Genomic DNA, 14,992 nt, shown 5'->3' on the forward strand with positions numbered 1-14,992 from the left:
AACCGGCAAACCGGTCCCAATTCCGTCCCAATTTCTGGCAAGAACTCGGGTCGAGCAAATATGGCAGCGGGACGCATGAACAAATCCATAGCATTGATGACCGCACTTCTTTCGCTCACACCGGCAGTTGCCTTTGCGCATCCGCACATCTTCGTGGAGGCGCGGCTCGAAGTCGTGGCCGGCGCTGATGGCAGCGTCGAGGAACTGCGCAATGTCTGGCGCTTCGACGAGGTCTTCTCCTCCTCGGTCGTCATGGATTTCGACAAGAACACCGATCTGAAGCTGGAGCCGAACGAACTCGCGCAGGTCGGGAAAACGGTGAAGCAGTCGCTTGCCGATTACGACTATTACATGAACCTGACGATCAACGGGAAGAGCATCACCGTCCAGCAGCCGGACATCATCCATGTCGACTATAAGAACGGCCAGCTCCTGATGTTCTTTGCGGTCAAGCCGGCGGAGAAGATGCCGCTCAAGGGCAGGCTTACCTTCGGCGTCTACGATCCGACGCTCTATACGTCGATCGATTTTCCCACAGACAACGAGCTGGCAACGGTGGGCGACGGCTTAAAGGCCTGCAAACACCAGGTGGTAAGGCCGGATGCCGACGAGGTGATCTCGCAAAACAAGCAGTCGCTGACGGACGCCTTCTTCAACGATCCCACCGGCACCAACATGTCCAAACTCTTCGCCACACGGCTGGAGCTCACATGCTGATAAAACGCCCGTCGCTCGTCCTTTCCGCAGCACTGCTCGCGCTCCTGACGGCGGCAAGCCTCGCCCACGCGCAATCGCCGCTCGGCATCGGCACGGCCGAACCGAGTTTTCAACCGACGGGCGGGCCTTTCGCGCCGCTTTTGCTCTATGTGAACTATGAACAGCAGGCCTTCTATCGGGCGCTGACCGGTGCGTTGAAGGGAATGCGGGAGGATCCGTGGCAGCTGACATCGCTGGTCGGCCTTTCCTTCGCCTACGGCGTCTTCCATGCCGCCGGCCCCGGCCACGGCAAAGCGGTGATCTCCTCCTACATGATCGCCAACGAGGTCGAGCTGAAACGCGGCGTGGTTATTTCCTTCATTTCGGCTTTCATCCAGGGCGTCGTTGCCGTGGCGCTGGTCGGCGGCGCCTGGCTGGTGCTGCGCGGCACCGGCATTACGCTGACGACAGCCACTCATGCCATGGAAATCATAAGCTTCCTCATGGTGATCCTCTTCGGCGGCTGGCTGCTGTTCCGCAAACTGCGTTCGATGGCAAGCAATCTGCCGCGCCGCCGGCTGGTGGCGACGTCGGCCGGTCCGGTGTCCATGATGCTGGATTGGAAAGATAACGCAGCCGAACGCCAGTCCTATGCCTTCAACGGCAAGGCGCAGGCCGTGAAGGCCGGCCACAGCTTCGTTCCCGGCATGGTCTGCGAGACCTGCGGCAATACGCACGTGCCTGATCCTGCCCTGCTCGCCGGCGACAGGTTCAGCGTCCGCGAGGCTTGGTCGGCGATCATAGCCGTCGGCCTTCGACCCTGCTCCGGGGCTTTGCTTGTCATGACTTTCTCGCTGCTGAACGGCCTCTATCTCGGCGGCGCGCTTTCGGTCGCCGCCATGTCGCTCGGCACGGCGATCACCGTTTCCGTGCTCGCGACGCTTGCCGTCACCGCCAAGGGCGCGGCAGTCCGCCTCTCCGGACGAGGCTCGACGGCTTCGGTCTGGGTTGGCAACGCCATTGAAATCCTCGGCGCCCTGCTCGTCATCATGATGGGCGCCGTCCTGCTCGGGGCCTCCCTGCAAGGATAGACTATTTTCCTCTGCGACGCTGATAGCGCGCCCGCAGCCAGAAAACCGCAAAAAACGCCATGATCAGGCAGATGCCGACGAGGATCCCCAGCGTCGGCGAGAAATTGCCGACCCAGAGAACGATGGTCGGCAGAAAATAAAGGACGAGGCCGGCGCCGAGCAGGATGACAGCGGCGGCGATCGCCTGCGAGCGGCTTTCCGGGCTCACGCCAGCCTTTCCTTCTCCAGATCCGCACGAATATCCTGCAGGCGGCGGATCTGATTGCCGGCCGCGTCGAAATTTTCGGGCGAAAGCCAGGCCTCGAAAGCATCGTTAATCAGCGGCCATTCGGCGTCGATCATCGAGAACCAGGCGGTGTCGCGGTTGCGATGCTTGGAGATCATGTGCTGACGGAACACCCCTTCGAAGCTGAAACCGTAGCGCAGTGCCGTCGTCTTGCTCGCCTCGTTCTTATTGTCGCATTTCCATTCGTAGCGGCGATAGCCGAGATCCTCGAAAACATGTTTGGCCATCAGGTAGTGCGCTTCGGTGGACAGCGGCGAACGGCTCATGTCGGGACCATGAGCCACGCCGCCGATTTCGACGACGCCATTTGCCGGGTCGGCGCGCATGTAGTTCGCCATGCCGACAACCTTGCCGGTGGCGTTGTCACGAAAGATATGGGTGAGCCAGCCGGATTTGGTGTAGACGTTTTCCAGCCAGTTGGCGAAGTCCTCGATGCCCGAGAAATCATCCTGCGAAAAATAAAGAAGCAGTGGGTTGATGCCCATGCCACCGAGCCCGTCCCACAGCGCTTCGAGATGTTCCTCGCGGCGATAGGGCTCGACGGTGACGAAACGGCCTTTCAGCGTAACCGGCTTCGGCGCCGGGCAGCCCTTGAAATTTGCAAGATCGCGCATGTTCACTCCCCTATTCCAGAGCCTTCCCCGGTTAAATTGACGAAAGCCTCAATTTAACCGGGGAAGGCTCCGGGAGTGGATAGGCCAGTCGCCCGATAAACGCAACCAGCCTGGATGTCACTGTGACAAGGTCGTCTTGGCGGATGACACCGTCGCCTCGATATGGTCGACCAGCTGATCGGCGAGGCCGAGCCGGCCGGCGAGCAGATCGAGATAGCCGCGCTCGGCGCGCGAATCCGGATCGATGGTCAGCCGCGAGGCGGTGTAGAGCTCGACGCGCTGTTCTTCCGTCACCGCCGCAGCCACGAGCGCATCGATGTCCGTCGGTGACGCAAGTTCGCCCTCGATGAAAGCAGCGGCCTCGCCGCTGACGTCAGCGGCCTTGATCTTGTCCATGATCAGGGCGCGTTCGGCGTCGTCGATATGGCCGTCGGCCTTGGCTGCGGCGATCATCGCCCGGATCAGCACCAGCACGAATTCGTTGCTGCCGGCAGGCGATGCCGGTCCGAAACCGGATTCGACAGGCGGCGGCAGGAGTACCGGATTGTTAGCCGACGGCGCATCCGAGGGGGCCGCGGGCGCTTGGCCCGCCTGATAGTTCTTGTAAGCCTGATAGCCAAGGCCGGCGATAGCGGCAAGACCACCGATCGCCAATGCATTGCCGGCAATACTGCGGCCGGTTTTGGTGCCGAGAAGCACGGCTGCGATCGCGCCGGTCTTCATCGGATTGTTCTTTGCCGTCTGCATGGCCTCGCCCGCCCTGTCGCGGACTGAACCGCCGAGACCCGGCACCTGCGAACCCAAGAACTGGTCGAGAAGCTTCTTTGCGTCGAACATTCCTCGTCGTCTCCCTGTTTGAGGCCGGAGGAGAACATAGGTTTGCGACGGCTGAAATACAAATATTGGGCGTGGGGCTGCCTGGCGCCCATGCCCCGCCCATGCAACCTCAGGCCTTCAGAGCGGCGGCCTCCGCCGCAAGCTTGGTAATGCCAGCCCAGTCGCCGGCTGCGACCAGTTCCTTCGGCGCAACCCACGAACCGCCGACACAGACGACGTTCGGCAGCGAAAGATAATCCCTGGCGTTCTTCAGCGAAATGCTGCCGGTCGGGCAGAACAGCGTGCCGGCGAGCGGCGAAGAGAGCGCCTTGAGATAAGCAGCGCCACCGGCCTGCTCGGCCGGAAAGAACTTCAACACCTGATAGCCTTCCTCACGCAGCGCCATGACTTCGCTGGCGGTCGCAGCTCCCGGAAGCAGCGGCACGTCGGAATCGGCAGCGGCATCAAGCAGCTCCTGCGTCGTTCCCGGGCTGACGATGAACTTCGAGCCGGCCTCGACAGCCGCTTCCCAATGGGCGGCATTCAGGATGGTGCCGGCGCCGACTTCGGCGCCCTCGACCTCGGCGGCGACGGCGCGCACGGCCTCGAGTGCCGCCGGCGTGCGCATGGTGATCTCGATTGCTTTCAGGCCGCCTGCGACGAGGGCGCGGGCCAGCGGCACCGCCGACCTGGCATCGTCAACGATCAGGACCGGAACGACTGGCTGGAGTTTCAGGATGGAAAGGAGCTTCTCTGTTTTCTCGCCCATGGTCGCACGACCTCCTTGAAACGATTGAAATTTGCATCCCGAATAACGCCCTCGCCGAACCTTGTCGAGATAAAACCCGGCTGCGTGAGAAGAAGGGTATGAAATGCCTGGAAATTGGTCTACCGTGCGGCGATCGTCACAAAAGGTTCACCGACATGGCGAAAGAGATCGAGCGGAAGTTTCTTGTACGCGGCGATGGATGGCGTTCCGCCGTCGAGAGCAAGTCTGTCCTGAGGCAAGGTTACATCGCCTCGATGGACGACCGTTCCGTCCGCGTTCGCATCCTCGACGGCAGGAAAGCGAAGCTGACGATCAAGATCGGCCGCAGTGCCATCACCCGTGACGAATTCGAATATGACATCCCGATTGCCGATGCCGAGGAGCTGTTGCAGAGCGCGATCGGCGTCGTCATCGAGAAGACGCGCTACCGCGTTCCGCATCAAGGCTTCGTCTGGGAAGTCGACGTCTTTGCCGGCGAGCATCGCGGGCTGGTGATTGCCGAAGTGGAGATGACGGCGGAAACCGACAAACCCGTCCTGCCCACCTGGCTTGGCCGCGAAGTGACCGGCGATTTCCGCTACTCCAACCAGGCCCTTGCCACAGAATACGGGCACGACAGGCATGGCCTATCGCATTCGGCCTGACGTCGATTTCACTGAGGCATTCCGGAGCATCGCGACCGAGCAGCTGGAAGGCGCCATTACCTTTCTCGAAGAGCGGCCGGACGGTACGCACGAGGCGATCCATTCCTTCCGAAAAAACCTGAAGCGATTGCGCTCGCTCTACCGGCTCGTCGCGCGCGAGGTGCCGGATTTCCAGGAGCAGGAAAATGCAAGGCTGCGCGATGCCGCGCGCTCGCTTTCGGCCATCCGCGACGCCGCCGCGCTTATCGGCACCGCGCAATATCTGCAGCATTCAGCCCGCGGGAAAGAGGAAAGCGAGGCGCTCGGCCGGATCGTCACCATTCTCGAGGGGCGCCGCGACTGGATGGCGGAGGCCGAGAGCGGCCTGCGACAGCGGCTGATGGAAACCCCAGGCGTACTGAAGGAGGCGATCGCCGCTTTGGATGGCATTTCCTTCGATGGCAGTCACCGCAAGAATGCCCGCATGCTGGCGAAGAGCTGGCGCCGCACCGCGCGCAAGGCCAAGGCTGCACTTGCCAGGTGCCACGGCGATGCATCGGCCGGGGATTTCCATGATCTGCGCAAACGCACCTACGATTATCGGCTCTACCACGGTCTTTTGCGGGACATCTGGCCGGGCGCGATGAAGGCCAAGCGCGATGCGGCCAAGGAGCTCGTCGAGGATCTCGGCCACATCCATGACCTCGCCGTGCTCTGTGAACTGGTCGAAGCCGAGCCGCAGCTCTTCACCCGCAACGACGATCTGGCGCATCTTCTTGACGCGATCATCTTCCGCCAGCAGGAAGACCGGCGGCAAGCCCTCCTCAAAGCCGAAACCGTCTTCGCCGATGATCCCGACGAGGAATCGGAGCGTATCGAGCTTCTCTGGCTGATGGCTGCAAATTGAGCGATAGCAGGGCGATCCTGGAGACGGCCGGCCGCCTGCGCGGAAGGCAATTGCGCGACCGGTCAATTTTCTGTATTTCCCGCCCATGACCGACAGCCTGACACACACCGGCCCGTTCCTCGTAGCGGCGCTCTACCATTTCGTATCCGTGCCGCGCTTTGCCAGCTTGCAGGCCCCGCTGCAGGCGCTGTGCGAGGAAAACGGCGTCAAGGGAACGCTGCTTCTGGCGCATGAGGGCATCAACGGTACGATCGCGGGATCGGACGCCGGCATTCACGCGGTGCTCGCCTTCCTGCATGCCCAACCGGAATTTGCGAGCCTGGAGCACAAGGAAAGCCGCGCTTCGAAGATGCCTTTCCTGCGCCTGAAGGTGAAGCTGAAAAAGGAAATCGTCACCATGGGCGTCGAAGACATCGACCCCAACAAGGTGGTCGGCACCTATGTGGCGCCTCAGGACTGGAACGCGTTGATTTCCGATCCCGATACGATCGTCATCGACACCCGCAACGACTATGAAACGGCAATCGGCACCTTTCGCGGCGCGATCGACCCGAAGACGAAGACGTTCCGCGAATTTCCGGATTGGGTGCGTCAGAATTCCGGCCTGCACAACAAGCCGAAGATCGCCATGTACTGCACCGGCGGCATCCGCTGCGAGAAGGCCACGGCCTTCATGAAGGCCGAAGGTTTCGACGAGGTCTATCATCTGAAGGGCGGCATCCTGAAATATCTGGAGGAAGTGCCGCAGGAACAAAGCCTTTGGGAGGGCGCCTGCTTCGTGTTCGATGAGCGTGTATCCGTCGAACACGGCCTGAAGGAAGGTGAGCACCGGCTGTGCCACGCCTGCCGCAATCCGATCACATCAGAGGAAATTGCCTCGCCGCTTTATGAAGAAGGCGTTTCCTGCAGCCACTGTTATGACATGCGGACAGAGGAAGACCGGCTGCGCTACCGTCAGCGGCAGCATCAGATCGCGCTGGCGAAAAAACGCGGCCAACGGCATATCGGCAGCTGATGAGCTCGCGCCCCGGGAATCTAGCCGTCAGGCCGCGCCGAGGCGGCGCCGGGTTGGCTGCTCCGCAGTACGAAGCTCGTTGAGCATCTCGGTAATTCGTTCGGCCGCCAGAGGCTTTCCGAACAAATAGCCCTGCAGACAGTCGCAGCCGAACAGGCGCATGGCGACCGCCTGCCCCTCGGTCTCGATGCCTTCCGCCGTCACCGGTATGTCGAGCGAGCGGGCGAGCGCCACCGTCGCCTGCAGCATTTCGCGCTGGCGCTTGTCTTCGTTGACGCCCATGACCAGCGAGCGGTCGATCTTGATGCGATCGAAGCCGAACTGCCTGAGATAGCCGATCGAGGAGAAGCCGGAACCGAAGTCATCGAGCGCCACCTTGACCCCCAGCCCCTTCAGCCGTTCGATCGACTGGCGGGTACGCTGCGGATTCTGAATCATATAACCTTCGGTGATCTCGAGGGTGATGCGGCTGGCCTCGATCTCCGTCTGCTTCAACACGTAGCGCACATAGTCGGTGAAGGCGGGATTGCGGAACTGGCCGGGCGAGACATTGACCGAGACGTTCAGTTCCGGCCACTGCTTGGCTGTCTCGCAGGCCTTGCGCAGCACGAACAGGCCGAGCGATTCAATGAGGCCGCTGGTCTCGGCGATCGGAATGAACACCTCGGGCGAAACCGGGCCGTGGCCCGGACGGTTCCAGCGCACCAGCGCCTCGACGCCGGTCAGCGCATGCGTGCCCGCATCGACCAACGGCTGATAGGCAAGCGTCAGGTCGCCGCTTTCGATGGCGATTCTGAGATCGAGCTCCAGTGCATTGCGCTGCTGCCGGTCCGCGTCCATCGACGGATCGTAGAGCGTCATGCGCGCACGGCCCGCCTCCTTCGCCTTATACATGGCAAGGTCGGAACGGCGCACCAGCTCCTCGCGATCGAGTGCGCCGGCAGGCGACATGGCGATGCCGATGCTGGCGCCGACGACGACGACACGGCGACCGATCTCCAGCGGCTCGACGAGAAAATCGAGGATCTGCTCAGCAAGCTGCAGGGCGGCGGCGTTCTCGCCATCGGAGAGAAAGGCGATCGCAAATTCATCTCCGCCGATGCGGGCGAGAACCGCGCCTTGCGGAATCAATACCTTGAGGCCCGCCGCGACCGCGCGGATCAACTGATCGCCCGTGCCATGTCCATAGCTGTCATTGACTTCCTTGAAACCGTCGAGGTCGAGATAGAGGAGCAGCACGTTGCGCTTGCTCTGGCGTGCTTCGAGGACATAACGATCGACGGCGAGGCCGAGGCCGTCGCGATTGGAAAGGCCGCTCAGCCTGTCGCGCAGCGCCTCTTCTCGTGCGCTGTTTTCCTCCGCCTTCAGGCGTCGGCCGGCCAACCAGCCGATGGCCAGCAGAACCACGAAGAAAAGCCCGACGAGACCGAGTGCCTGAATGACCATCGGCCGCACCTGCGCGTAGGCAATATTGCCGGGTGAGCGCGAATTCCAGACGAGCTTGCCGATCGTTGCCCCCGTCGGATCGTCGATCGAGACGAGATATTCGGCCGCGAAACTCGGCGGCGCCAGCCTCAGTCCGCCGATCACATAGGTCTGGCCGAGTCCAGCCACCCTGTCGTCATCGAGATGCCGGGCGAAAATGAGATAACGGTGCTGGCCGGCGGGTGCATCAAGCGCGCCGGATTTCTTCCGCACCAATGCCACGCCGACAGCGGCAATGCCGCGTTTGGTGGTGATGAAACCAACCGCCTGCGGAGTATCGGCCGGGCCGGCCGCCTTCACCGCGTCGAGCAATTTCCAGAGCGACGGCGAGAAGAAATCCGCGAGCGGCTCCTCCATCGGCTTGCCGTCGCGATAGGCGATGATCGAATTCTTCGCATCATCGATCACAATCGCCATGTCGAACAGCGAGCTGTTGACCGACATTTCGCCGTAGTTGCTGACCGTCCATGCCATGCCATCGGGCGCATAGACATTGGCGGCGGCGTCGTCCCAGGCGGCGTAATCGTCGAGAGTCGCACCGAGCTGATCCTCGAAGGTCTTCAACGCGCCGATCGTCGTTTCGCGCGAGCGCTCGTCATCAAGCACATTGGCGTTCTCAGCCACGCGTTCGATTGCCGTCAACACCATGATGGTGGCGACGGCGACGATGACGGCAAAGGAGAACAGCACGCCCGTGACGGTGATGTGACGGCCTATGCCCGATCCCCTGCCCTGCAATTTTTGGAGTATTTGCATTCCGGCTCCCTGACCAGCGGAGTTTGCCAGTCAAGGGTTCAGAAACGTTTAAGCAACCGCCTGTCGCAGCTTTCCGCTGGTCTATTTTTTGAGTTTGCTATGCTGAGCCGGCGTGTGATTGCCTTTCGGAAATTCAGCCGCCAGTTCGCGATACCATTTGCCGCTCTTCTTCACCGTGCGCCGCTGCGTCTCATAATCGACATGGACGAGACCGAAGCGCATGCGATAGCCTTCCGCCCATTCGAAGTTGTCCATCAGGCTCCAGGCAAAATAGCCGCGCAGGGGGTAGCCATTCTTGATGAGGTCGGCCACGACATCGAGATGATCGCCGAGATAATCGAGGCGCATCCTATCATCGACCTCGCCATCGACAACACCGCTATTGTCGCAGGCGCCGTTTTCGGTGATGTAGCATTCCGGCAGGTCATAGCGGCGATAGAGGTTCTCGACCAGGAGCTTCAAGCCCGGCGCATAGATTTCCCAGCCGATATCGGTCTTGACGTCACATGCCGGCGGAGCTTTCATCGTCCAGGGGAAATCGCCCTTTCGTTCGGCATCGTCGGTGACGCGCTCGGGCGTGTAGTAATTCAGGCCCCACCAGTCGAGTTTCTGGCTGATCAGCTTCAGGTCGCCATCCTCGATGACGGGCATGCGGTCACCGAGCGCCTCGACGAATTCCTTCGGATACTCGCCCTTGAAGACAGGATCAAAGAAGGCGCCGTTGTGGAACTGATGCGCCCGTTCGGCGGCCGCCAGATCAGCCGGGCTGTCGGAGCCCGGGATGACCGAGGCGGCGTTGAGCACGAGCCCGACCGGCACATTGGGAGCTTCCGAACGGATTGCCTCAACCCCGAGGCCATGGGCAAGGTTCATATAATGCATGGCGTGAAGGGCAGCCTGCATGTTGCGCTCACCGGGAGCATGGATGCCGTAGAGATGGCTCAGCCAGACGATGCACCAGGGCTCGTTGAAAGTCGCGACGGCGTCGAGGCGATCGCCGAGGCGGCTCATGACAGTCTTGGCGTAACGCTGGTAGGCATAAGCGGTCGAACGCGCCGTCCAGCCGCCGTCGCCGGCGAGCAGCAGGGGCAGGTCCCAGTGGTAGAGCGTCGCGAAGGTCTTGATCCCGCGCGCCTTGCAGCCATCAACAAGCCGATCATAGAAATCGAGGCCCGCCTCGTTTACCGGGCCAGTGCCCTCCGGGATGATGCGTGGCCAGGCAATGGAAAAACGGTAGGCCTCGACTCCCATATCCTTGATGAGATCGAGGTCCTGCTCCAGGCGGTTATAGTGGTCGCAGGCAATGTCGCCGTTGTCGCGGTTATGGACGCGGCCGGGCATATTGCAGAAGGCATCCCAGATGGACGGCTTGCGGCCATCGGCCTTGCCGGCGCCTTCGATCTGGAAGGCGGCGGTGGCAACGCCGAAGGTGAAATCACCGGGAAAGCGGCTTGCAAGCGTCTTCGCGTCGATCATCTGTAAATCCCGTCTCTCAGCATCTGAATTGACCGTGGGGGTCGGATTTAGCCAAGCCGGCAAGCAAAGTACAGGCCCGGCAGGAGAAAAACTGCAACGTTACAGTATGGGCGGCCGAGCGGCGGCGGCGCAGGTCAGCCGCCTCGACCTACAGCATTTTTCGCCTCCAATTGCTCTCATAACGCGAATGTCAGCAGTCGTGATTTGCTGCAGGGGCCATGATCACTACACAGCGGAGATATTCGCAAGCATGAAAGGAATCCAATGCTGTCTTCGATCCATCTGCTGAAGCCGCATCTGCTGAGCCTGCTGCGCATCGTCTCGTCGCTCGTGCTTTTCAGCTATGGAACGCAGAAGATCCTGCACTTTCCGGCAGCGGCAAGCGTGCCGCCGATGGGCTCGCTCTCCTGGATTGCCGGATTGATCGAACTCACTCTCGGCTTTCTCGTCCTGGTGGGATTCCAGACGCGCATCGCAGCCTTCGTGCTCTCGGGCCTGATGGCTTTCGCCTATTTCATCGGCCATGCGGGAAAGAGCTTATATCCCGCGCAGAACGGCGGCGTCGCCGCGATCCTGTTCTGCTTCGTGTTTCTCTATTTGGTGGCGGCAGGCGCCGGGCCGCTCAGCGTCGACGCGCTCATGCAGCGCAACCGCGATACGGCCTGACGCATGACGGACAAGCCGAGGCGGCCCAAAACTGCCTCGGCATTTCTCGCGACTCCGCGCCATCGAGGCGCGATCGCCAAAGCTCAGAGCTTGACCCAGGCGCCGTTTTTCTTGGACGAGGCAACACAGGCCTCGACGAAGGCCACGCCCTTCACGCCATCGTCGACTGTCGGGTAGACCACTGCCTTGTCCACGTCCTTGCCCTTCTTGCGGGCGTTGATCGCATGCGCAGCTTCCGTATAAATCGTCGCGAACGCCTCGAGGTAACCTTCCGGATGCCCCGACGGCACGCGCGAGACACGACCGGCTGCCGCTCCGGCGCCGGCGCCGCCGCGGGTGATCAGCCGCTTCGGTTCGCCGAACGGCGTGTACCAGAGGTAGTTCGGGTCCTTCTGGGTCCATTCCAGCCCGCCCTTGCTGCCGTAGACACGCACCATCAGGCCGTTCTCATGGCCCGGCGCCACCTGGCTGCACCAGAGCATGCCCTTGGCCGGCTTCTCCGAACCCTTTGCCTTGAAGCGCAGCATGACATGGGCATTATCATCCAGCCGGCGGCCGGGAACGAAACTGTCGAGATCGGCGGCCAGGCTGTCGAGTTCCAGCCCGGTGATGAAGGAGGCGAGATTATACGCATGCGTGCCGATATCGCCTGTGGACCCGCCGACGCCGGACTGGGCCGGATCAGTGCGCCAGGCAGCCTGTTTCTGGCCGGTCTGCTCGACCGCTTCCGTCAGCCAATCCTGCGGATATTCGGCCTGGACGACTCTTATATCCCCAAGTTCGCCGTTCGCGATCATCTCGCGCGCCTGACGAACCATCGGGTAACCGGTGTAATTATGCGTCAACACGAACAGCGCGCCGCTCTCGTCGGCCACCTTTTTCAGCTTCTTCGCATCCGCCAGGTTTGACGTCAGCGGCTTGTCGCAGATGACATGAATGCCGCGCTTCAGGAATTCCTTGGCCGCGTCGTAATGCACATGGTTCGGGGTAACGATCGCCACCGCCTCGATGCCGTTCTTCAGCTTCGCCTCCCGGATCGCCATCTCGCGATAGCTGGAATAGGTCCGCGACGGGTCTAGCCCGAGATCGCGTCCGGACTGAACCGCCTTCTCAGGTGTCGACGACAGCGCGCCTGCAATAAGATCGTACTGATCGTCGATGCGGGCCGCGATGCGGTGCACCGCACCGATGAACGCGCCCGCGCCGCCGCCCACCATGCCGAGCCGAATGCGCGGCTCGCGGGTCTGTTCGGATGATGCTTCGATTGCCATTTTGTCCTCCTGGAATTTGATCTTGGCGCGGATGCGCCCCTCATCCGACTGCCGCCACCTTCTCCCCGCTCGCGGGGAGAAGGCATATGCGGCGACGTCGATGCCAACTCCGTCGCCCGGCGTGGCAAGTTCCTCTCCCCGTCAAAACGGGGAGAGGGTTAGGGTGAGGGGCAGCCTCACGGCACGCCTTTTATTTAAAGCCCGAGCATCCGCCGATTGGCCGCCTGATCGGTGCCGCTGCCGGCAAAATCGTCGAAAGCCTTTTCCGTGACGCGGATGATATGGGCGGCGACGAATTCGGCCCCCTCGCGGGCGCCGTCCTCCGGATGTTTCAGCGCGCATTCCCATTCGACCACGGCCCAGCCGTCGAAATTATTGGCCGTCATCTTCGAGAAGACCGCACCGAAATCGACCTGACCGTCACCGAGCGATCGGAAGCGGCCGGCGCGTTCCACCCAGCCCTGGTAACCACCGTAGACGCCCTGGCGCCCGGTCGGATTGAACTCAGCATCCTTGACGTGGAACATCTTGATGCGGTCCTTGTAGATGTCGATGTTCTCGAGATAGTCGAGGCATTGCAGGATGTAATGCGAGGGATCGTAGAGCATGTTGGCGCGCGAATGGTTCTTCACGCGCTCCAGGAACATCTCGAAGGTGATGCCGTCATGCAGGTCCTCGCCCGGATGGATCTCGTAGCAGACATCGATGCCGTTCTCATCGGCATGGTTGAGGATCGGCGTCCAGCGGCGGGCAAGCTCGTCGAAGGCCGTCTCCACCAGACCGGCGGGACGCTGCGGCCAGGGATAGATGAAGGGCCAGGCAAGCGCGCCGGAGAAGGTCGCATGCGCCTTGAGGCCGAGGTTTTTCGATGCCGTCAGCGCCATCTTGACCTGCTCGACCGCCCACTCCTGACGGGCTTTCGGATTGCCGCGCACCTCGGGCGCCGCAAATCCGTCGAATGCTTCGTCATAGGCGGGGTGAACGGCAACCAGCTGGCCTTGCAGATGGGTCGAAAGTTCGGTGATTTCGATGCCGTTTTCGCGGGCCTTGCCGGCGAACTCGTCGCAATAATCCTTGGAGGTCGCGGCCTTTTTCAGATCGATCAGCTGGCTCGCCCAGGTCGGAACCTGAACGCCCTTGTAGCCGATGTCGGCCGCCCATTTGGTGATCGCGTCCCAAGAATTGAAAGGCGCGGTATCGCCTGCAAACTGGCCAAGGAAAAGGCCGGGACCCTTGATCGTCTTCATGTCAGATTCCTCCCTGAATATCGACCGTAAACGTTTCTGAAGAACTTGTAGCACGCATTTCGGCGGGAGCAAGGTGCCTCCTCGCACTTGCGGCCGGATTTGGCGCGAGGCCAGATGCGGTATGGCTGCGACCTAATCATGATGGGCTGTGGCGGGCAAGAGGTACGTGCAGCATTTTCGCCGTCCGCCGCGTGAGGGCATAAAAATGCGCCCATCCTTGCGAATGGGCGCACCCTCTTGATCGGGTGATCAGAACGGAGAATCCGGGAAGTAGAAGTTCTTGGCATTCTCTTTGGTGACGAGCGTCGCGTCGAGAATGTAGTTGCCGTGAACCGGGACCTGGTCGTAGAGCGCCGCTGCTGTCAACTCCATTGCCGTACCGACCATCGCCGGCGGATAGAGAACGTCGACCGGGATCAGCTTGTCGCCATCCATGACCTTCTTGACCATGTCCTTGGAGCCGGCGCCGGCGACGACATACTGAATGTCGGTGCGCTTGGCCTGCTCGATCGCTTGAAGAACGCCGACGGCCATATCATCGTCCTGGCACCAGACGACGTCGATCTTCGGGTACTTCGTCAGATAGTCCTGCATCACCTTGAAGGCGTCGTCGCGGTTCCAGTTGCCATACTGGCGGTCGAGAACCTTGACCTTGGAGCCGGCAATACCCTTGTCGAAGCCGTCCTGGCGCTGCTGATCGATCGGGATCGGCAGACCGCGGATAACGACAACTTCGGCTTCCGGCGTCTTTTCGGCAATATATTTGCCGGCGACTTCGCCGAGCGCCGGGTTGTTGCCGGCAACGTAAAGATCGCGCACGGAATTGTCGTTGTTCGACGGGGCGCGGTCGACAAGCGCGACGAACTTGCCCTTGTCCTTGACTTCCTTGATGGCGTTGACAAGCGGATCCGGATCCGACGGCAGGATGACGAGTGCATCGATGCCTTGCGTATCGAGGTCCTGCACGGCGTTTGCCTGCGTCGCGGCATCCGGCGAGGTCTTGACGATGACGTTCAGGCCCGGATGCTCGGCCATCAGCTTCTTGGCAATACGCTCGGCATGGAACACGACGCCGGAGGTCCAGCCGTGATCGGCGGCCGGAATGGACACACCGATCGTGTAGTTCTTGTCCTGGGCGTAGGCTGCACCGGCAAAAGCCACCCCCGCAACCGCCAGACCCAACATGAGCTTGCGCATGCTATTTCCTCCCAAAAATATCAGGGACTTGTCCAATCCGAACCGGGTGCCCTGTCAAGCCCGGCCAATCCGAGAAG

Annotated in this window: 15 protein-coding genes; 6 read left to right on the forward strand and 9 right to left on the reverse strand. The window is 61.5% G+C overall.

The window, feature by feature from the left end; translation table 11 throughout:
- The first annotated feature begins 75 nt into the window (after positions 1–75).
- Positions 76–717, forward strand: a complete 642-nt coding sequence (locus AMK00_RS18740) for a DUF1007 family protein (protein ID WP_064811369.1) — start codon at positions 76–78, stop codon at positions 715–717.
- Positions 711–1,787, forward strand: a complete 1,077-nt coding sequence (locus tag AMK00_RS18745; RefSeq protein WP_064811370.1) for a nickel/cobalt transporter — start codon at positions 711–713, stop codon at positions 1,785–1,787. The genes AMK00_RS18740 and AMK00_RS18745 overlap by 7 nt, the downstream gene beginning before the upstream one ends.
- 1 nt (position 1,788) lies before the next feature.
- Here AMK00_RS18745 and AMK00_RS18750 read toward each other — a convergent pair whose 3' ends face one another.
- The 4 genes from AMK00_RS18750 to AMK00_RS18765 form a co-directional block, all read right to left on the reverse strand.
- A complete protein-coding gene (locus AMK00_RS18750) occupies positions 1,789–1,995 on the reverse strand; it encodes a hypothetical protein (RefSeq protein ID WP_064805028.1) in 207 nt (68 codons plus the stop codon).
- Positions 1,992–2,687 (reverse strand): GNAT family N-acetyltransferase, encoded by a 696-nt coding sequence (locus AMK00_RS18755; protein WP_064811371.1) that lies wholly within the window; start codon positions 2,685–2,687, stop codon positions 1,992–1,994. Before AMK00_RS18755 ends, AMK00_RS18750 begins: the two co-directional genes overlap by 4 nt.
- Positions 2,688–2,804: 117 nt before the next feature.
- On the reverse strand, positions 2,805–3,524 hold the full coding sequence (locus AMK00_RS18760; protein ID WP_064811372.1) for a tellurite resistance TerB family protein: 720 nt from the start codon (positions 3,522–3,524) through the stop codon (positions 2,805–2,807).
- A gap of 109 nt (positions 3,525–3,633) precedes the next feature.
- Positions 3,634–4,272, reverse strand: coding sequence for a 2-dehydro-3-deoxy-phosphogluconate aldolase (locus AMK00_RS18765; protein WP_064805034.1), 639 nt, complete (start codon positions 4,270–4,272; stop codon positions 3,634–3,636).
- Between the two features lie 155 nt (positions 4,273–4,427).
- On the opposite strand from AMK00_RS18765, the gene AMK00_RS18770 reads away from it, so the two are divergent.
- The 3 genes from AMK00_RS18770 (at position 4,428) to trhO (ending at position 6,817) form a co-directional block, all read left to right on the forward strand.
- Positions 4,428–4,916 (forward strand): CYTH domain-containing protein, encoded by a 489-nt coding sequence (locus tag AMK00_RS18770; protein WP_064806347.1) that lies wholly within the window; start codon positions 4,428–4,430, stop codon positions 4,914–4,916.
- Complete coding sequence (locus tag AMK00_RS18775; RefSeq protein WP_064811373.1) at positions 4,894–5,802, forward strand: CHAD domain-containing protein; 909 nt, start codon at positions 4,894–4,896, stop codon at positions 5,800–5,802. The genes AMK00_RS18770 and AMK00_RS18775 overlap by 23 nt, the downstream gene beginning before the upstream one ends.
- An 85-nt stretch (positions 5,803–5,887) precedes the next feature.
- On the forward strand, positions 5,888–6,817 hold the full coding sequence (trhO, locus tag AMK00_RS18780) for an oxygen-dependent tRNA uridine(34) hydroxylase TrhO (protein ID WP_064811374.1): 930 nt from the start codon (positions 5,888–5,890) through the stop codon (positions 6,815–6,817).
- A 27-nt stretch (positions 6,818–6,844) separates the two neighbouring features.
- Here trhO and AMK00_RS18785 read toward each other — a convergent pair whose 3' ends face one another.
- A complete protein-coding gene (locus AMK00_RS18785) occupies positions 6,845–9,058 on the reverse strand; it encodes a bifunctional diguanylate cyclase/phosphodiesterase (RefSeq protein ID WP_064805040.1) in 2,214 nt (737 codons plus the stop codon).
- 81 nt (positions 9,059–9,139) lie between these two features.
- Positions 9,140–10,534 (reverse strand): GH1 family beta-glucosidase, encoded by a 1,395-nt coding sequence (locus AMK00_RS18790; RefSeq protein ID WP_064811375.1) that lies wholly within the window; start codon positions 10,532–10,534, stop codon positions 9,140–9,142.
- 264 nt (positions 10,535–10,798) lie between these two features.
- Between AMK00_RS18790 and AMK00_RS18795 the strand changes: the two genes are divergently transcribed.
- Positions 10,799–11,200 carry a DoxX family protein gene (locus AMK00_RS18795; RefSeq protein WP_064811376.1) on the forward strand — a complete coding sequence of 134 codons (402 nt, stop codon included), beginning with the start codon at positions 10,799–10,801 and terminating at the stop codon, positions 11,198–11,200.
- An 83-nt stretch (positions 11,201–11,283) separates the two neighbouring features.
- Here the strand turns inward: AMK00_RS18795 and AMK00_RS18800 are convergent, their stop codons facing one another.
- The 3 genes from AMK00_RS18800 to AMK00_RS18810 all read right to left on the reverse strand — a co-directional run bounded on the left by AMK00_RS18800 (position 11,284) and on the right by AMK00_RS18810 (position 14,915).
- Positions 11,284–12,471 (reverse strand): Gfo/Idh/MocA family protein, encoded by a 1,188-nt coding sequence (locus tag AMK00_RS18800; RefSeq protein WP_064805046.1) that lies wholly within the window; start codon positions 12,469–12,471, stop codon positions 11,284–11,286.
- Between the two features lie 194 nt (positions 12,472–12,665).
- Complete coding sequence (locus AMK00_RS18805; protein ID WP_064811377.1) at positions 12,666–13,718, reverse strand: sugar phosphate isomerase/epimerase family protein; 1,053 nt, start codon at positions 13,716–13,718, stop codon at positions 12,666–12,668.
- A 249-nt stretch (positions 13,719–13,967) separates the two neighbouring features.
- Positions 13,968–14,915, reverse strand: coding sequence for a substrate-binding domain-containing protein (locus tag AMK00_RS18810; protein ID WP_011426857.1), 948 nt, complete (start codon positions 14,913–14,915; stop codon positions 13,968–13,970).
- Between the last annotated feature and the right edge of the window lie 77 nt (positions 14,916–14,992).

Origin of the sequence: Rhizobium sp. N621 (genome assembly GCF_001664325.1) — a bacterium.
Lineage (GTDB): Bacteria > Pseudomonadota > Alphaproteobacteria > Rhizobiales > Rhizobiaceae > Rhizobium > Rhizobium esperanzae.